The organism is bacterium, from assembly GCA_029210545.1.
GTDB lineage: Bacteria > BMS3Abin14 > BMS3Abin14 > BMS3Abin14 > BMS3Abin14 > JARGFV01.
This window is the reverse complement of the sequence record JARGFV010000006.1, coordinates 4,213-19,185: the sequence shown is the minus strand read 5'-3', so window position 1 is coordinate 19,185 and position 14,973 is coordinate 4,213. Positions and strand designations below refer to the sequence as shown.

Below are 14,973 nucleotides of genomic sequence, written 5' to 3'. Positions count from 1 at the left end.
CCTCCTACAAACTGTGCGAAGCACAAGGAACGAAGTACGAAATAAACGATGTAAGCTGGTTCCCCCGCTGATGATCCGTTACCTGGTATAGTCTAACGGACACGAAACAGGGAGGGAAGGGGGAGAAGGGTTTTTGGTTTTTGGTTTTTGGTTTTTGGGTTTTGGGTTTTGGGTTTTGGGTGCGCGGCGCGAGCGCGCTTCCAGTTCAGGGTGGACTGTGAACCGTGAACTGTTAAACTTGATAGGGTCGCAAAAAGTCCAACCCGGAACTTTTTGCGGGTCCATCAACCTTGTTAACTTCAGCCGGAGCTGCCTATGAAATTGATCCGCAAGATCGCCATAACCACGGGAGGGGGGGACGCACCCGGCCTCAACGCCGTCATCCGCGCCGTCACCATTTCGGGGATCCGGCTCGGATGGGAGGTCTGGGGCATGAAGCAGGCCTACCGGGGGCTGCTGGACATGACGCCGGAAGAGGGCCTCATCGCGCTGACAGAAGAACGGGTCAGGGGCATCACCCACATCGGCGGGACGATCCTTGGGACCGACAACCGTGGCGATCCTTTCCAGTTTCCCACAGAGGTCAGCGGAACGCTGATGACGGTCGATCGCTCCGATGAGCTGGTGGAAAAGTTCCACTCCCACGGCTTCGACGCGCTGGTGGCCATCGGCGGTGACGGATCCCTGGGCATCGCCCACCGGCTGCACCTGAAGGGGATCCCCGTGGTAGGTGTGCCCAAGACCATCGACAACGACCTGCAGGGCACCGTGATCACCTTCGGATTCGACACCGCGGTAACAACGGCCACCGAGGCCATCGACAAACTCCACCCGACGACGGAGAGCCATCGCAGGGTCATGGTCGTCGAGGTCATGGGACGTTACGCCGGATGGATCGCCCTGAACTCGGGCGTTTCGGGGGCCGCCGACGTCATCCTCATCCCGGAGATCCCCTTCGACATCGAGAAGGTGTGCGAAGCGATCCTGGAACGGGAGCGGCGCGGCCGCAACTACTCCATCGTGGTCGCGGCGGAAGGCGCGAGGCCGAAGGGCGGCACCATCATGACCCGGGGTGAAAAAGAGATGGGACAGGAAGTCCGGTTAGGGGGACTCGCCGAGTGGCTGGCAGGGGAGATCAACCGTCGCACCGCAAAGGAGACCCGCTCAATAGTTCTCGGCCACCTTCAGCGTGGTGGAACCCCCACCACCTTCGACAGGCTCCTCGCATTGCGTTTCGGTGCCGCCGCCGTGAGGACCCTCGCGGAAGGACGGACCGGGGTCATGGTGGGACTCGACCCCCCCACCGTCACCGAGGTTCCCCTGGAAAAGGCTACCCAGCGCATGAAGAACGTCCCGTCACACTGCGACACGATCCTGACGGCCCGATCACTTGGGACCTGTCTGGGCGACTGAATTCAGGGCGAAGGGCGGAAAAACTGACGCGTGGACACGGAGATGCGGCGACACGGAGTAATAAATCGTCATTCCGGAAATCACAACATAGTCGCGATGATCCGAAATCCAGGGACACTTTGGCTGATAGCTGACAGCCAGGAACGAGGAACGACGAGCCAAGAACCAGGAAAGAGCATAAGCGTCAAATAGGCGGCCCATCGGCCGCCTATTTTCTTTGGACCTTGGACTTTGGTCTTTGGACTGGTTTTAACCTCTCCGGTCCGGGGCCCCATCACGACGATCAGAACCAGCGCTCCGCCTTTCCTTGTCCGTCGGCCTGGAAATGTCCACAAACTGGCGCCTGTCCATGCCGGGACTTCTCCTGTCTTCACTGCTTGTTCTTCTGTCCTCGAATCTGTTGTCCGTCATTTTACAGTCCTCCTACCCTCGCCCGATTTATTATCGGCAAACGGCCTGACTGAAGAAAACGCCTGCAAACCGTAACTGCCGCTTAACGCTAATATAACGATATTTTCACGGAGAACAAGAGGGGAAAGGGAGGAGTTGAGAGTTGAGCTCCCCTTTCACTTTCCCCGGTTCACGGCCTGCCCTGAGCTTGTCGAAGGGTTCACGGTTCAGGGTTTTCTCTATCCAAGCTCGTTTTCCCCATTCTTCTTTCCAGCCGTTTGATCGCTTCGGTCAGATCCGGGATCGCCGACCCGGTGCCCGGGGCAAGAGAGACAGGCCGGGCAGGAGCAAAAGAGACGACATATTTCCCGCCCATGTACAGGGAGAGGACCATGAGCAGGGGCAGAAGGACAATATTAAAAAGGTAGGCAGCCGTCTGGCGGAGGATCACCGAGGCCAGTTCACTGGACCTCGACTCGAGGTAGTTTTTAAACTTCCTCAGTTTCTGGCCGTATACGATGCCTTCAACCAAACCGCCAAAGCCCCCCTTCCGGACCTCATCCTCCACAACAACCCTTGAAGGGTCGGTTCCGTCATAGGGGAAAGGAACCGTCACCGACGGAGTGCGGATATCGCCGGCAGAGGTCTGGCTTTTTTTCCCGCTCTCCTGAAGTGAGGGCATGTCGTCCTGGAGGTCCTCCAGGAAACGGTTGGCATCAACGATGGCGGTCCCGGTAACGTTGGCCGATACCCAGCCCGCTCCTATAAAACCCAGGGGAAGCGCGACGTACAGGATCAGGGAAAAGACGGCAGCCACTACTCCGGTGCGTTGAAGCAGGTTTTTCAGTACCCTTTTTTCGACACTGAGAAGAGCTAGCCATCCGGCCGCTGAAAAGCAGATCAGGGCTGCCCAGAGGAACCAGGTGTCCACTTTCGCGGAAAGGTCCAGAAAGAAATCGGCCAGGTAGAACCAGGCAACCGCAGCCAGCATGACCTTCCAGGCAAAGTTGACGTAATCGTAAACGGCGATCGCAAGATCTCCGATACGGACATTCAGGACAAGCCCGATCTCGGAGCTGCGCAGGACGGCGAGCCCTACCTTGAGGGCGGAAAGGACCAGGAACCCTTTGATGGCCTGGTCCCGCTGGTCCTGGAGATAGCCACGGGCGGCGGCATTTACCTGATCCAGCCCGGCCTTCCCGAGGGCCGCCTCCAGGAAGGTACCACTGGAAACCGGGATAAGGGACAGGATCAGGAGAACCGTGAGACATATGGTGACGGTACGCGCGGTAAGAATGGATGAGGTTAACGGTTTCATCATAGTTAAGATCTCGGGTTAATTTTCAATCGTCCGTCCCCTGTGGACTCGGGACTTTGGACTTTGAACTTCGTTTTTTCTCCCCACGGATAAAGATCCGGACCTCATCTTCGTGCCAGCGGATCGATTCGATCTCGAAGGTCTTGAAATCGAACTCCGGAAACAGCTTGTAAAGGGTCAGCCGGTCGATGCGGGGGCGGTCCCCCTCCGGTATGTACTCTTTCATGGGCTGGATAGTTCTGCGGTCGTAGATGACGAAACGGGGTGCCCTGATGCCGTCTTCATCCGCTTCGGCGGCCGGCAGAGGCAGAACATTTTCCGACCCGGCGATCCCGGGTTTGTGCACGTGGACTTCGACCTCATCGAAATTGGACCAGTCCAGCTTGACGATGGCCAGCTCGGCCGACCCCATCCTCTCTCCCAGCAGGGCGCCGAGGGTCACCAGATCCAGGCTGGCGTACCCCTCGTCCCCGTAATAGACACCGTACAGTTCACCGCTCCCCGAATCCAGGACGCGGTAATGGGTTCGCATCCTGTATTCTTTCGGATAGGCGGGAGGGGGGAGTTTCCCGCCGCCGGCCGCCCGGGGATCAGGGACAAGGGGTCCCGGTATCGCCTCCCCGGTTTCCCCTTCTGTCCCGGTCAACGACGATAATCCCGCAAAATGGCTCGAAGAGACTTTTTGCGAGTCCATCAACGTTATTTCCTTTGCGGCTGCGTCAACCCAGTCCTCAGGAATGGACGTCTCGTCCTGATCCGTTTTATCTTCCTCCTCCGGGAAAAGCTCCTCGCTCCCCCCGGCCAGAGATATTTCCAGTGTTTCGTCCGAAAGATCGTCGAACTCGTATTCCGTTACAGATTCCCCCGTCATTTCAAGAAGCGATTCACCCTGCTCCTCTTCATCAGCAGTCTCTTCTCCATCCTTCGCACTTCGCACATCGCCCTTGGCCGGCGATCCCGGCTGGCCACCAGTCTCCTCATCTTCGAAGAGGACGTGCGGGTTTTTTGATCCAGGTGAGTCCGACGGTTCCTCAACAACGGCGATCGGGTCCCTGGAGGCGGTTGCAAAGGAAAAAAGGATGAAAAGGATGGTTGACACACCGCCCACCAAAGCGGCAGCCCGGTAAAGTACGGAGGCCGGGAAAACAAGGAAAACAGCAGCGAACAAGGCGGCTACGGCCAGGAGGGCGGCAAGGAAGGCGACGCCGAGGCCGGTCAGCACCCTGCTGCCTCCCAGAAGCAGCATGGCCGCCTGGACGCCGACAACCACGAGCAGGAGGCGGGGGGCGATGACGATCCCCCACAGCCCGCTGAAAGTGGCATAGGCAACCAGGGTGTAGGCGACAGAGGCAATCAGGACCGGTTTGCCGGCGGACATGGGTTGGGATGGTCCGGTGTTCATGGCACCTCCGGGAAGGGACACACGTGGACGGTTTATATGACAGGACATTTTAACGGGATTGGGGGGGGAGGTAAAGGAGGAGAGAAGTATACGGTTAATGGTTTTCAGTGAACAGTAAACCGTGAACTGTGCACCGTGAACTGTGCACTGGAAATCAACCTAGAGTGATGATATCATTATGTTATCACTTTAAGGAGGATTTCGCTATGCCCAACATCCTTATCCGGGACCTTTCCCCGGAGACCATCAAACAGCTGAAGACCAGGGCCCACCGCAACGGCCGATCCATGCAGTCGGAGCTCAAAAACATCATTGAAAGCGCGGCCCAGGCCGAATCCCTGGATGCGGCCATTCTTGCCGCCAGGATAAGACGGATGCTTGGCGGCCGTGAACATACTGACAGCGGCGAACTTGCAGAAGGAGCCCTCTAGATGGCACGGTTCGTCGTCGAGCCGTCCCTCGTAGTCAAATGGTTCGTACCCGAAGATCATTCGAACGCTGCAGCCCGCCTCCTGGACGGGGGGAACGAGCTTCTTGCCCCCGACACCCTGCTCACCGAGGCAGCCAGGCTGCTCACTGCAAAAACACGGCTCGGGGAGTTGACCCAGGAAGAGAGTCTGACCACCCTGGAAGCCCTCCAGGCAGCGCCACTGTGTTTCGTCCCTGCCAGCCCGCTCATGGAGGCGGCCTTGCGGATCGCCACGTCACTTGATCGCCCATTGGGCGACGGCCTATCCCTGGCCCTGGCCGTGCAGAGCGACTGCCGCCTCGTGACAACAAGCCGGACTTTGTACGATATTGTCCGGGGGACGCCTTTCTCGGTCCACGTCAAGTGGGTGGGGGACCTTCGCTGAGCAAAGCTCAACGAAGGAGTGGAAAGTAACAAGTGGAAAGTAGAAGGTGAAAGCACTAAAATACAGGCTGGTCGTTCACACCGTTGATTGATCCTCCTTTCCACATTCCACCTTAACCTTTCGAATCTCAATTTTCGACCTGCCGGAAAGGAGAAAATTGAGCCTTGCCCAACCCCAAGTACCTCCTGGAATTGAAAAGGAGGGCTGAAAAAGCCCTCAACTCAGATCCACCCGATGGTCTTACCGCCTTCACGGCATCGTGGACCCTCTGGGAGGCGGTACGCAGGAGGATGCTCATCCTGGCCTCCAAGCGTGAGGGGTGGACAGTGCAGCAGGCCCGGGACGCCCTGATCGAGGAACGCATCGACAACCCGAGATTTATCTACCTTTTCAGGGTCATAAGCCGGGAAGAGTGGGAGGAGTCCCTTCCCATGGCAGCCGGCAAACTGTGGCCGGACATCGTCAGCTCGGTTCAGCTTCGCAGAAGGATCATCCACGGAACGAGCCGCATCGGCGAAGAAAGCCTGCAGCGAAGCGCGTGGAACATCCTGCGCTTTGTGAACCTTTTAAGGGACCACCCCCTCGGCAATCCACTGGAAAAGCTCTCCGGAAAAGCCAGGCCGGTCCTTTCCGATCACAGCCTGAAGGACCGGATAGCCGCCGTCGAATAGCTCCCCTTCCGATTCACTCGTGGGACCTTCCATGCTAGAATAAATAAAAACCTGGCAGGGCCCCCACTCGGCCGATCCCTTTTGTTGCCACTCATTACCTTGCCGACCGTACCAGGCCCATTGCATGCGGGAGATCACTATTGAGGAAGGAAAGCACCGTACAGGTCGTGGCGCCTGCCATCGTTTTCGCCCTGGTCATGCACCTTGTCTTCCGGAACGTATTCATGGCTGACCTGAGCACGCCATGGCTGCTACTCGTCCTGGGAGTGCAGTCCCTGCTGCTGACAGCGTGGGCTTTTGAAAATGTCACCTACGCTTTCGCCGTAATGGGGGCCGCCCTGGCCGCCCTGCTAATCGACGGGTTCGCCGCGGTACGGGGCGCTGTCGAAGCCGGTTCCATAGCCTCCCTCCCCTTTATCGGAGCCGCGGCATCCAGTCTCCTCATCGTCGCTGCCCTCTACACAAGCTATCACCTGGCCACATCCCCGGGGTACTGGTTTGCCCACCGTTTAAGCTCCTCTTCCCGATCCGGCCAACCGGTTTCAGCCCCCTTTACACCGACTGGAAAGACCGCGTCTGTCCCGGCCTCACCAGCACTCCCGCAGTCCCGGGCTGCCACTGTTCAGACCGGCCAGGCGCCAGGAGCGAAAAAAATGAGCAACCTCTTCAGGATCCACCACGCCAGAACCGGTGAGCTTCTCCTCACCTGCCCCCGCGAACAGGTGGGCCAGGGCCTCAACATCAGGAGCCTGAGAAACCTCCTTGCCGATTACGACCCGGAAACCCTCAGGATCGTTCAGGTCGCCTGGGTGCACGACACTGCCGTGGATATCCACGTGGAGGGAGAGCTCAAGGGAGCCGGAAAAGACCACTATACGCTTCTGGATCTGGAGGAATAAAGGCAGTGAACAGGTGCATGAGGGCAGGAAGTGCAGGAAAGGAGTATTCAGTATTCAGTACTTAGTACTTAGTTCTTGGTTCTCACTTAAGGAGCTTGCCATGAGCGACAAAAAGAAGAGTCAGGTCGAGTCCTACGAGGAGCGAAGAAAGTCCGAGCGGTTTGCCTGGCTTGGGCCGCTTCTCGAAAGGAGGAAGACGCCGGTGTCGCCCCTCAAGGGTGACGAGGAGGAAGGGGAAGAGGTGGAAGAAATAAGCTGAAAAATCAGTGCACGAGTGCAAAAGTGCACCCGCTAATCTGGCGGGGTACCTGTGCAAGGAGACCCTCTTCCTGCACTCCATGCACTTGATGCACTTCATGCACGAACGAATCCGGTCTCGAGTCAGCTAGACCCTCGGCTGTAAGCCGAGGGCTTGAAGTGGCGCGTTGAATGAATTCGACTTGAAGCGCCACTTGATACCGCCGTCTTCAGACGGCGGTACTTCAAATTACAATCCATCGCCGGAATCCCCCCGACTTCAGTCGGGGGATGGCAAACCATCGTCCCCTTCGGGGACTTCAGGAAAACCTGCTTCGCCTGAAGGCGAGGGGTTTCCACCATCCCCGAAGGGGACACTAATACCGGATTCGTTCTTTCCCCGTATACACCGTCATCTTCTCCCCCCGCACGTAGCCCACGAGAGTCAACCCGGACCTCTGGGCCAGGTCGAGGGCGAGGCTCGTGGGAGCCGACCGCGACACCAGGATCGGAACCCCCATCTTGGCCACCTTGATCACGATCTCCGAAGACATCCGGCCGGTCGTAACCAGGATCTTGTCGGCCAGGTCGATCCCCTCGAGGAAACAGACCCCCCGGATCTTGTCCACGGCGTTGTGCCGCCCGATGTCATCACGAAAAACCAGGATCCCCTCCCGGTCGGCGAGGCAGCTGTTATGGACGCCCCCGGTCCCCCTGTAAAGCTCCGACCTGCGGTGCAGCTCCTTCATGAGATAATGGATCTCGTCCGGGGTGACCGCAAGGTCCGAAGTGACCGGGCTTGCCTGGAGGGAGTCGAGGACGTGATAGAAGGTGGCGCCCTTTCCGCAGCCGGATGTGACCACCCGCTTGTTCCAGAGCTTTTCCATCATCTGGACATCGCCGGCGAGGGTCACCTCCACAGACCCTGCCTCATCGTCCACACGGATGTCCACGAGGTCCTCCTTTTTTTTCAGGAACCCCTCGGAAAGAAGGAAACCGACGGTGAGTTCCCTGTTGGCGTCCCCGGTGGTGAGCAGGGTGATGAACTCCTTGCCGTTGATGGTGATGGTAAGGGGGAGTTCCCGGACGACGGACCGCTGGGTGACTTCAGCTTTATTGCCGTCAATCTGGACGACTTCTCTGTCAAGGGATTTTTCGTTACTCATCTCTTCTCCGATATGAGTGGAAAGAGGAAAGTGGAAGGTGGAAAGAAAAAGCGTTTGCTTTCCACTTGCACCTTCCCCCTTGTCACTTGTTTTCCCCCAGCATCTCCACAAATTCGTCTTCCCCCAAAACCTTTATCCCCAACTCCTCCGCCTTTGCCAGTTTGCTCCCCGGGTCGGCGCCCGCTACCACGTAGTCGGTCCTTTTACTCACCGAACCGGTGACCTTGCCTCCCAGTTTCTCGATGGCCGCCTTCGCCTCGTCCCTGGTGTACCCCTCCAGGGCCCCGGTCAGCACGAAGGTCTTCCCGGCAAGATCGTCCTTCACAGCTCCTGCCACCTGTTGAGGCCGGAAGGTCTCCCAGAGTTTTTCTGCTTCTGCCAGGTTAACGGGTTCTGCGAAGAACGAGACCACCTGCCCGGCGATCTCCGGACCGATGCCGTGGATATCCAGCATCTGCTCTTCGGTGGCCCCGGAGAGTTCTTCGAAGGTTTTGAAACGGGCCATCAGCAATTTAGCTCCAACCTGTCCCACCATGGGAATGCCAAGGCCGAAGAGAAGCCGGTCGGCCGTGCGACTGCCTTTTGCTTCCTCGATTGCCTTAACGAAGTTTTCTGCAGACTTGTCCGCGAAAAGCTCCAGCTCAAGCACGTCCTCCTTCGAAAGGGCTGCCAGATCCGAGGGAAGGGACACCTTGCCCAGGTCAACCAGCTGCGAGACCGTCTTTCTGCCCAGGCCTTCTATATCCATGGCTCCCCTGGATGCGAAGTGGAAGATCCGTGTTTTCACCTGTGCCGGGCACGCCATATTACTGCACCGGTGAGCTGCCTCCCCTTCCACCCGGATAATACCCGCATCACAAACCGGGCACTTTGCCGGCATGGACCAGGCTTGGCTGCCCTCGGGCCTCCGATCGGGGATGACCTCTACTACCTCAGGAATAACGTCCCCCGCCCTCTGGATCACCACCGTATCACCGATCCGGACATCCTTGCGGGCCACCTCGTCCTGGTTGTGGAGGGTGGCCCGGGACACCATGACTCCCCCAACGCGTACGGGCGAAAGGTGGGCCACCGGGGTTACCTTTCCGGTCCGCCCCACCTGGACGGTGATCTCCTCCACCACAGTTCTTGCCTGCTCGGGAGGAAATTTTGCCGCAATGGCCCACCTCGGGCTCCTGGCAGTGTTTCCGAGCTTTCCCCTCAGATCGAACCGGTCCACCTTGACGACCATGCCATCGATCTCGTAAGGGATCTCCTCCCGTTTTCCGAGGAGATACCTGTAGAAATCCAGAGCTTCCTCAATACCCGAACAGCGCCTGCAAAGCGGATTGATTTTTAGACCCAGCCCCTTAAGCCAGTCGAGCAGCTCCCACTGGTTGTCAGGGTAGCTATCCTCCTCCACCTGGCCAATAGCATAAAAGAAGCCGTCCAGGGGCCGTGAGGCGGTGACCGCCGGGTCAAGCTGCCTCAGGGAACCTGCTGCAGCGTTCCTCGGGTTGGCGAAGGGCTCTTCCCCCTCGGCATCCCTGGATTCGTTGAGCCGCTCGAAATCGTCCCGCGTGATGAGGACCTCTCCCCGCACTTCGAGTCGCCTGGGCACAGGCGACTCGTCCCCCATAGCCTTGGCGACGGGGGACAATCGTAATGGGATGGACTTTACCGTCCTCAGGTTGGCGGTGACATCCTCCCCCGTGACCCCGTCTCCCCGTGTGGACCCAACGGTGAGGACACCCTCCTCATAGACCAGTTCCACGCTCAGGCCGTCCAGCTTGGGTTCGGCCACGTAGACGATCTCCTCTTCGGTTTCCAGGAACCTCTTGACCCTGGCGTCGAATGCGAGCGCCTCTTCCGGGTCCATGGCGTTGGCGAGGGAGAGCATGGGGATCGTGTGGCGTACCGGGGCGAACTGTTCAGCGGGAACAGCGCCAACGCGCTGTGTGGGCGAGTCCGGAGTCCGGAGTGCGGGGTGCGCTTCCTCGATCTCGACAAGGCGGCGGAGCAGGGCATCATACTCGGCGTCGGAGACCTCCGGCGCGTCAAGGACGTAATAGAGGCGGTTGTGCCGCTCGATCTCCGTTCGGAGACGGGCAGCTTCGGCTTTTATGTGGTCAGGTAGAGTCATGGTTTGATTCAAAATCTAAACTATTTAACCGCAGAACAAGCGGCTTCTTGCCACGCCGTATTCACGCATCAGGAGTAACGAAGGCGGGAGGAACGCTGAGGGGACCCATGACAGTTCACACTTCCCCTTCTTCCTCTTCTTCCCCTTCTTCTATTTCGTCAAACCAGGTAAAGCCCTCTCCCATCCTAAATCCAGGCTTCTGACCAGTCCCGTTCCGGGTGAAGTTTCCCGAGCCGCTTCACCCCGTCGCCCACCTTTTTCAACCAGGTTTTACCCCGGCCCAGGATCGCCTCCCTGGCCATTTTGACATCTTCAGGGCGTTCTTCAAAGAGCAGATCGAATACCTGGGCAGCCTGAAGGATATCCTTTTCAACTTTCGTGTGCTCGGTCACGCTCCTCTCACCCGCCGTCAAAAGCTTGTGGTAGGCAAAGCGCGCCGGATCAGGGACGTTGACCAGGATTCCTCCACCGTTGATGGCGGCTGCCTTGACAGGATTTTCGATGAGGTAATCCATGTAAGGCAGCTGGATGGCGGAAGCGTTGAACCTGGGCAGCCTGGCGGGACCGCCCCTGGACCCTTTACGCTTCGGAGTCAGCAGGTCCACCCGAAGCGGCTTGCCCCGCACCTTGAAAGAGGTGCAGGGCTCCCTGGAATTAAAAGGAGGGACAGGAAGAAAACCCATCTGGAGGTTCTCCAGAGCTTCGGGGATGTCGGCCCTGCTCTGGGGCACGGCGACCTCCATCCTGGCCCCGCCGGCAATGTCGATGTCCAGAGTTCTGAGTGCCGCCTTGTCCCATCTGGCCCCCAGGAGGTTTCCCAGGACGATAAACGCGTTGGTCCCCACAAGGACACCGCCCAGGTGGAAAACGCCGGCTTCACCGAGGGACCTTATCACCCTCGCCGAAGCCGTGTCTGTAACGAGCGCACCCCCGGCTCTAAGCAGTGCGCAAAGCCTCTGAATGCCCTCGCGGTCCAGCCGATTGGACTCCCGTTCCTGGTGAAAGTTCTTAACGACCTTTCTCAGGGCCGGTGAATCCTTACCAAGGTAGGTTTGTTTCTTGACGCCGCCGGGTTCAGAATACTGGAAATAGTGATACGTCTCCCCCTTGACCTCCTTGGTGGTGAAGGTTCCGGGAAGTTTCCCTATGGAACGATGAGCCTCAAAGGCGATCAGCTGTTCCATCAGCTCAGCATACAGAGTCCTTGTTTCGAGGGGTATTCGCTCCATGATGACTCCTTGTGTTATACGCAGACTATACCAATACTGCGTATAACACAAGGGCTATTTGAAGGGCGTCAAATGCGCCCTGTTAATCTTTGATAGGGTCGCAAATAGTCCAATTGCCGATCTCATGGATGGCCTCACTTGAGGTGAACGGGTTCTCTTGAACTCAATACCGACTCTCTGCGACCCGTTCACTATCAGAAGGTCCAGTTCCGCGCCGGCGTGGGTCGCCCGGAAAAACACTCCTCAGGCTCAACTCCAAGCCTGCAAACTGCCTGGGCCAGGAATCCGGCAGGGGAGCGGTTGCGGTCGGCAAGCACTCTCAGGGTGGGAGAAAGGTCAGGGATTCTCTGGATCTCGTCGATAACGATCAGACCTTCCCGTTCCCTCAGGGCAAGCATGGGATCCTGCAGTCTGGCAAGGTCCGCCGGGTCCTCGAGATCGAAAAAGTGTGCAGGATCGCTCCACCGGGAGGCGATCATGCGGGCAAGGGTTGTCATGCCGGTCTGCCGTACACCGGTAATTCCCACAACCGGGTGTGCCTGTCCCGAGTCACTCCGACTTGTCACGCCACGGTCACGCCAGAGGCCTGGCTGCGGCGTGACAAGTCGCCCGGTATTCATCTCGCGGCGAAAATGACACGGCCGATGGTCTCCATCTTGCAAATCATAAGCGGGGGCGGACTACCTTTTTGTTTGAAAAGTTTTTTGATTACAGTGTCTTATGGGTTTTCGCTGTTGACTGTAGCCGCGGCTCATCCGACCATAGAACTTGTTCCACTGGGAACTTACGCGACCGGTATCTACGCCGCCGGTGCGGCCGAGATCGTAGCCCACGATCCGGTTTCGCAGCGCCTTTACGTGGTAAACGGCGCTGGCCGGAGCATCGATGTCCTTGACATGAGCGACCCGGCGAACCTGCTTCTTCTTTTTTCAATCGATCTGTCTCCTTATGGCCAGGCAGCCAACAGCGTCGCCGTGCACAACGGGGTCGTCTGCGCCGCGGTGGAGAATGTTGACAAACAGGCTCCCGGGTCGGCGGTGTTTTTCGATACCGACGGAAAATTTCTGAAAAAGGTAACAGTTGGAGCCCTGCCGGACATGGTAACTTTCTCCCCCAACGGGAACTGGGTCCTCATCGCCAACGAGGGTGAACCCGATGACGATTACACCAATGACCCTGAAGGTTCGGTGAGCATCATCGACATGAGGTTCGGCGTCTCCGGCCTCACCCAGGAAAGTGTACGGACGGCCGGTTTCAACACCTTTAACGACACGGTTCTGGACCCCAGTGTACGGATCTTCGGACCTGGAGCACCGGTTGCCGAGGACATGGAACCCGAATATATCACCATATCCCAGGACTCCAGGACCGCATGGGTCACCCTGCAGGAAAATAACGCCCTCGCCATAATCGACATCCACGAATCCCGTGTCACGGATATCGTCGGACTCGGGTTTAAAGACTGGAACCTTCCCGGCAACACCCTCGACGCCAGCAATGAGGACGCGGGGATCAACATTACGAACTGGCCTGTGCTTGGCATGTATCTGCCAGATTCCATCGCCTCCTACCAGGTCAAGGGTGAAACTTTCATCATCACTGCCAACGAGGGCGACTCTCGAGACTACTCGGGGTTCAGTGAGGAGGCGCGTGTCAAGGACATCCTTCTCGACCCGGATTATTTTCAAAACGCAGCCGAACTGCAGGACAAGGCCCGACTAGGCCGTCTGAAGATCACTACCACCAGGGGTGACGCGGATGGGGATGGGGAGTTCGAAGCCCTCTACGCCTACGGTGCACGCTCCTTTTCCATCTGGACTGCGGATGGTATCCAGGTGTTCGATAGCGGAGGCGAACTGGAGCAGGTCACGGCTGATTATTACCCCGACGTTTTCAACTCCGATGAGGAATACGATACGTTCGACGGCCGCAGCGATGACAAGGGTCCCGAGCCGGAAGGGCTGGTTATCGGCAGAGCCTTCGGGCGGGTATACGCTTTTGTCGGCCTCGAGCGTATTGGCGGGATAATGGTGTACAACGTCTCCGACCCGGCAGCTCCATACTTCGTACAGTACATAAATACACGGAACTTTTCCCGCGATCCGCTGATCGAGCCCGCAGGAAACGTGTCACCCGAGGGGATCTGCTACATAAAAGCAGAAAACAGCCCAACGGGTAATCCGCTGCTGACGGTAGCTTATGAGATAAGCGGAACGACAACCGTTTTCGAGGTTCGGGAGAAGATACTGCCTTGATTTGGACAAGGATGGGCCAGGGCGGTGATTGTCGCCCTGGCCCGCACATAACACTTGCGCGACCCTGAAAACGTATCCGTGCCAGGGCCAAAGGATCCCGATATTCCCTTCGGGATCGTCTCGAAGGACAGGAGGCTAAGATGAAAAGAGTGGCGGAAAAAGCGGCAATTTTCCTGTTGGCTGTACTCGTCTCAACGATCGCAGCCGGTTATGCGTCCGCTGAGGGGATCGATTTCGTCGCTCCCGGGGTAAAAGTTGTGGATGCGTACACCCTGAAGGCACCGAACAACCTGTACAACGGTTTTAATCCCGTCGAATCCGACGGGAGCGTTAACGTGGTTATCGAGATCCCCGCGGGGACCAACGCCAAGTGGGAAGTGTCCAGGCAGGACGGGAGCATCAAGTGGGAGTTCAAGAATGGCAAGCCCCGGATCGTCAATTACCTCGGCTACCCCGGCAATTACGGATCCGTTTCACGAACCTTGCTCCCCAAGGAGTTGGGTGGTGACGGAGATCCCCTTGACATCATCGTGGTTGGACCGGCTCTCCCCAGGGGGGCAGTGGTCAAATGCCGGCTCATCGGCATACTCAGGCTGCTGGAAGATGGTGAGCAGGACGACAAGCTTGTTGCGGTGCCCCTGGATGGCCCCCTGTCCGACGTGAACGACATCGAGGCCCTGCAGACAAAATACCCGGGCATCACCAACATCCTGGAGATCTGGTTCACAAGCTACAAAGGTCCTGGAAGCGGTATTGAGGCCAAAGGCTTCGGGAACGCCGCAGCAGCCAGGAAGGTCCTGGACGCAACGGTCAGGGCCTACAAGGATTTTGCCATCCAGTAGTGCCCGGGAAGCGGAACGTTCCCACTATTGAGGTGTGTCCGCCCGTTAAACAGGCGGGTGATCATCAATGACCGGCAATGGGAGACATCGATTTGGGGGAAAGCGAAAATGACACTTTTCGCTTTCCGTCGAGCAAAAAGTCCCGCCCGGACTTTTTGCGACCCTGTCAGTTGAT

Annotated in this window: 15 protein-coding genes; 8 read left to right on the top strand and 7 right to left on the bottom strand. The window is 58.0% G+C overall.

Annotated elements, in window-relative coordinates:
• The first annotated feature begins 315 nt into the window (after positions 1-315).
• Entirely contained in the window at positions 316-1,413 is a 1,098-nt protein-coding gene (locus P1S46_01325) for an ATP-dependent 6-phosphofructokinase (protein MDF1535127.1), read from the top strand.
• A 249-nt stretch (positions 1,414-1,662) separates the two neighbouring features.
• Here the strand turns inward: P1S46_01325 and P1S46_01320 are convergent, their stop codons facing one another.
• The 3 genes from P1S46_01320 to P1S46_01310 all read right to left on the bottom strand — a co-directional run bounded on the left by P1S46_01320 (position 1,663) and on the right by P1S46_01310 (position 4,523).
• Complete coding sequence (locus tag P1S46_01320; protein ID MDF1535126.1) at positions 1,663-1,824, bottom strand: hypothetical protein; 162 nt, start codon at positions 1,822-1,824, stop codon at positions 1,663-1,665.
• 199 nt (positions 1,825-2,023) lie between these two features.
• Positions 2,024-3,124 (bottom strand): hypothetical protein, encoded by a 1,101-nt coding sequence (locus P1S46_01315; GenBank protein MDF1535125.1) that lies wholly within the window; start codon positions 3,122-3,124, stop codon positions 2,024-2,026.
• Positions 3,125-3,146: 22 nt separating this feature from the next.
• Positions 3,147-4,523 carry a hypothetical protein gene (locus P1S46_01310; GenBank protein MDF1535124.1) on the bottom strand — a complete coding sequence of 459 codons (1,377 nt, stop codon included), beginning with the start codon at positions 4,521-4,523 and terminating at the stop codon, positions 3,147-3,149.
• A gap of 206 nt (positions 4,524-4,729) precedes the next feature.
• On the opposite strand from P1S46_01310, the gene P1S46_01305 reads away from it, so the two are divergent.
• The 5 genes from P1S46_01305 to P1S46_01285 all read left to right on the top strand — a co-directional run bounded on the left by P1S46_01305 (position 4,730) and on the right by P1S46_01285 (position 7,206).
• On the top strand, positions 4,730-4,954 hold the full coding sequence (locus P1S46_01305) for an Arc family DNA-binding protein (protein MDF1535123.1): 225 nt from the start codon (positions 4,730-4,732) through the stop codon (positions 4,952-4,954).
• Positions 4,955-5,377, top strand: coding sequence for a type II toxin-antitoxin system VapC family toxin (locus P1S46_01300; GenBank protein MDF1535122.1), 423 nt, complete (start codon positions 4,955-4,957; stop codon positions 5,375-5,377).
• 164 nt (positions 5,378-5,541) lie between these two features.
• Positions 5,542-6,048, top strand: a complete 507-nt coding sequence (locus P1S46_01295; protein MDF1535121.1) for a hypothetical protein — start codon at positions 5,542-5,544, stop codon at positions 6,046-6,048.
• A gap of 140 nt (positions 6,049-6,188) precedes the next feature.
• The gene (locus tag P1S46_01290; protein ID MDF1535120.1) at positions 6,189-6,947 is read left to right on the top strand and encodes a hypothetical protein; all 759 of its coding nucleotides are present in this window, start codon (positions 6,189-6,191) and stop codon (positions 6,945-6,947) included.
• A 100-nt stretch (positions 6,948-7,047) separates the two neighbouring features.
• A complete protein-coding gene (locus P1S46_01285; protein ID MDF1535119.1) occupies positions 7,048-7,206 on the top strand; it encodes a hypothetical protein in 159 nt (52 codons plus the stop codon).
• A 355-nt stretch (positions 7,207-7,561) separates the two neighbouring features.
• Here the strand turns inward: P1S46_01285 and fdhD are convergent, their stop codons facing one another.
• The 4 genes from fdhD to P1S46_01265 form a co-directional block, all read right to left on the bottom strand.
• Positions 7,562-8,350, bottom strand: coding sequence for a formate dehydrogenase accessory sulfurtransferase FdhD (fdhD, locus tag P1S46_01280; GenBank protein ID MDF1535118.1), 789 nt, complete (start codon positions 8,348-8,350; stop codon positions 7,562-7,564).
• 82 nt (positions 8,351-8,432) lie between these two features.
• The gene (ligA, locus tag P1S46_01275; GenBank protein ID MDF1535117.1) at positions 8,433-10,472 is read right to left on the bottom strand and encodes an NAD-dependent DNA ligase LigA; all 2,040 of its coding nucleotides are present in this window, start codon (positions 10,470-10,472) and stop codon (positions 8,433-8,435) included.
• A gap of 185 nt (positions 10,473-10,657) precedes the next feature.
• Entirely contained in the window at positions 10,658-11,701 is a 1,044-nt protein-coding gene (locus P1S46_01270) for a GSU2403 family nucleotidyltransferase fold protein (protein MDF1535116.1), read from the bottom strand.
• Positions 11,702-11,895: 194 nt separating this feature from the next.
• On the bottom strand, positions 11,896-12,321 hold the full coding sequence (locus P1S46_01265; GenBank protein MDF1535115.1) for an AAA family ATPase: 426 nt from the start codon (positions 12,319-12,321) through the stop codon (positions 11,896-11,898).
• Between the two features lie 114 nt (positions 12,322-12,435).
• On the opposite strand from P1S46_01265, the gene P1S46_01260 reads away from it, so the two are divergent.
• On the top strand, positions 12,436-13,956 hold the full coding sequence (locus P1S46_01260) for a choice-of-anchor I family protein (GenBank protein ID MDF1535114.1): 1,521 nt from the start codon (positions 12,436-12,438) through the stop codon (positions 13,954-13,956).
• A 140-nt stretch (positions 13,957-14,096) separates the two neighbouring features.
• Positions 14,097-14,798 (top strand): inorganic diphosphatase, encoded by a 702-nt coding sequence (locus P1S46_01255; GenBank protein MDF1535113.1) that lies wholly within the window; start codon positions 14,097-14,099, stop codon positions 14,796-14,798.
• Positions 14,799-14,973: the final 175 nt, after the last annotated feature.

What these genes read in the sequence shown, in the direction of transcription:
- P1S46_01325 (MDF1535127.1), top strand. Translation starts at nt 316, where the DNA reads ATGAAATTGATCCGCAAGATCGCCATAACCACGGGAGGGGGGGACGCA.
- P1S46_01320 (MDF1535126.1), bottom strand. Translation starts at nt 1,824, where the DNA reads ATGACGGACAACAGATTCGAGGACAGAAGAACAAGCAGTGAAGACAGG.
- P1S46_01315 (MDF1535125.1), bottom strand. Translation starts at nt 3,124, where the DNA reads ATGATGAAACCGTTAACCTCATCCATTCTTACCGCGCGTACCGTCACC.
- P1S46_01310 (MDF1535124.1), bottom strand. Translation starts at nt 4,523, where the DNA reads ATGAACACCGGACCATCCCAACCCATGTCCGCCGGCAAACCGGTCCTG.
- P1S46_01305 (MDF1535123.1), top strand. Translation starts at nt 4,730, where the DNA reads ATGCCCAACATCCTTATCCGGGACCTTTCCCCGGAGACCATCAAACAG.
- P1S46_01300 (MDF1535122.1), top strand. Translation starts at nt 4,955, where the DNA reads ATGGCACGGTTCGTCGTCGAGCCGTCCCTCGTAGTCAAATGGTTCGTA.
- P1S46_01285 (MDF1535119.1), top strand. Translation starts at nt 7,048, where the DNA reads ATGAGCGACAAAAAGAAGAGTCAGGTCGAGTCCTACGAGGAGCGAAGA.
- fdhD (MDF1535118.1), bottom strand. Translation starts at nt 8,350, where the DNA reads ATGAGTAACGAAAAATCCCTTGACAGAGAAGTCGTCCAGATTGACGGC.
- ligA (MDF1535117.1), bottom strand. Translation starts at nt 10,472, where the DNA reads ATGACTCTACCTGACCACATAAAAGCCGAAGCTGCCCGTCTCCGAACG.
- P1S46_01270 (MDF1535116.1), bottom strand. Translation starts at nt 11,701, where the DNA reads ATGGAGCGAATACCCCTCGAAACAAGGACTCTGTATGCTGAGCTGATG.
- P1S46_01265 (MDF1535115.1), bottom strand. Translation starts at nt 12,321, where the DNA reads ATGAATACCGGGCGACTTGTCACGCCGCAGCCAGGCCTCTGGCGTGAC.
- P1S46_01255 (MDF1535113.1), top strand. Translation starts at nt 14,097, where the DNA reads ATGAAAAGAGTGGCGGAAAAAGCGGCAATTTTCCTGTTGGCTGTACTC.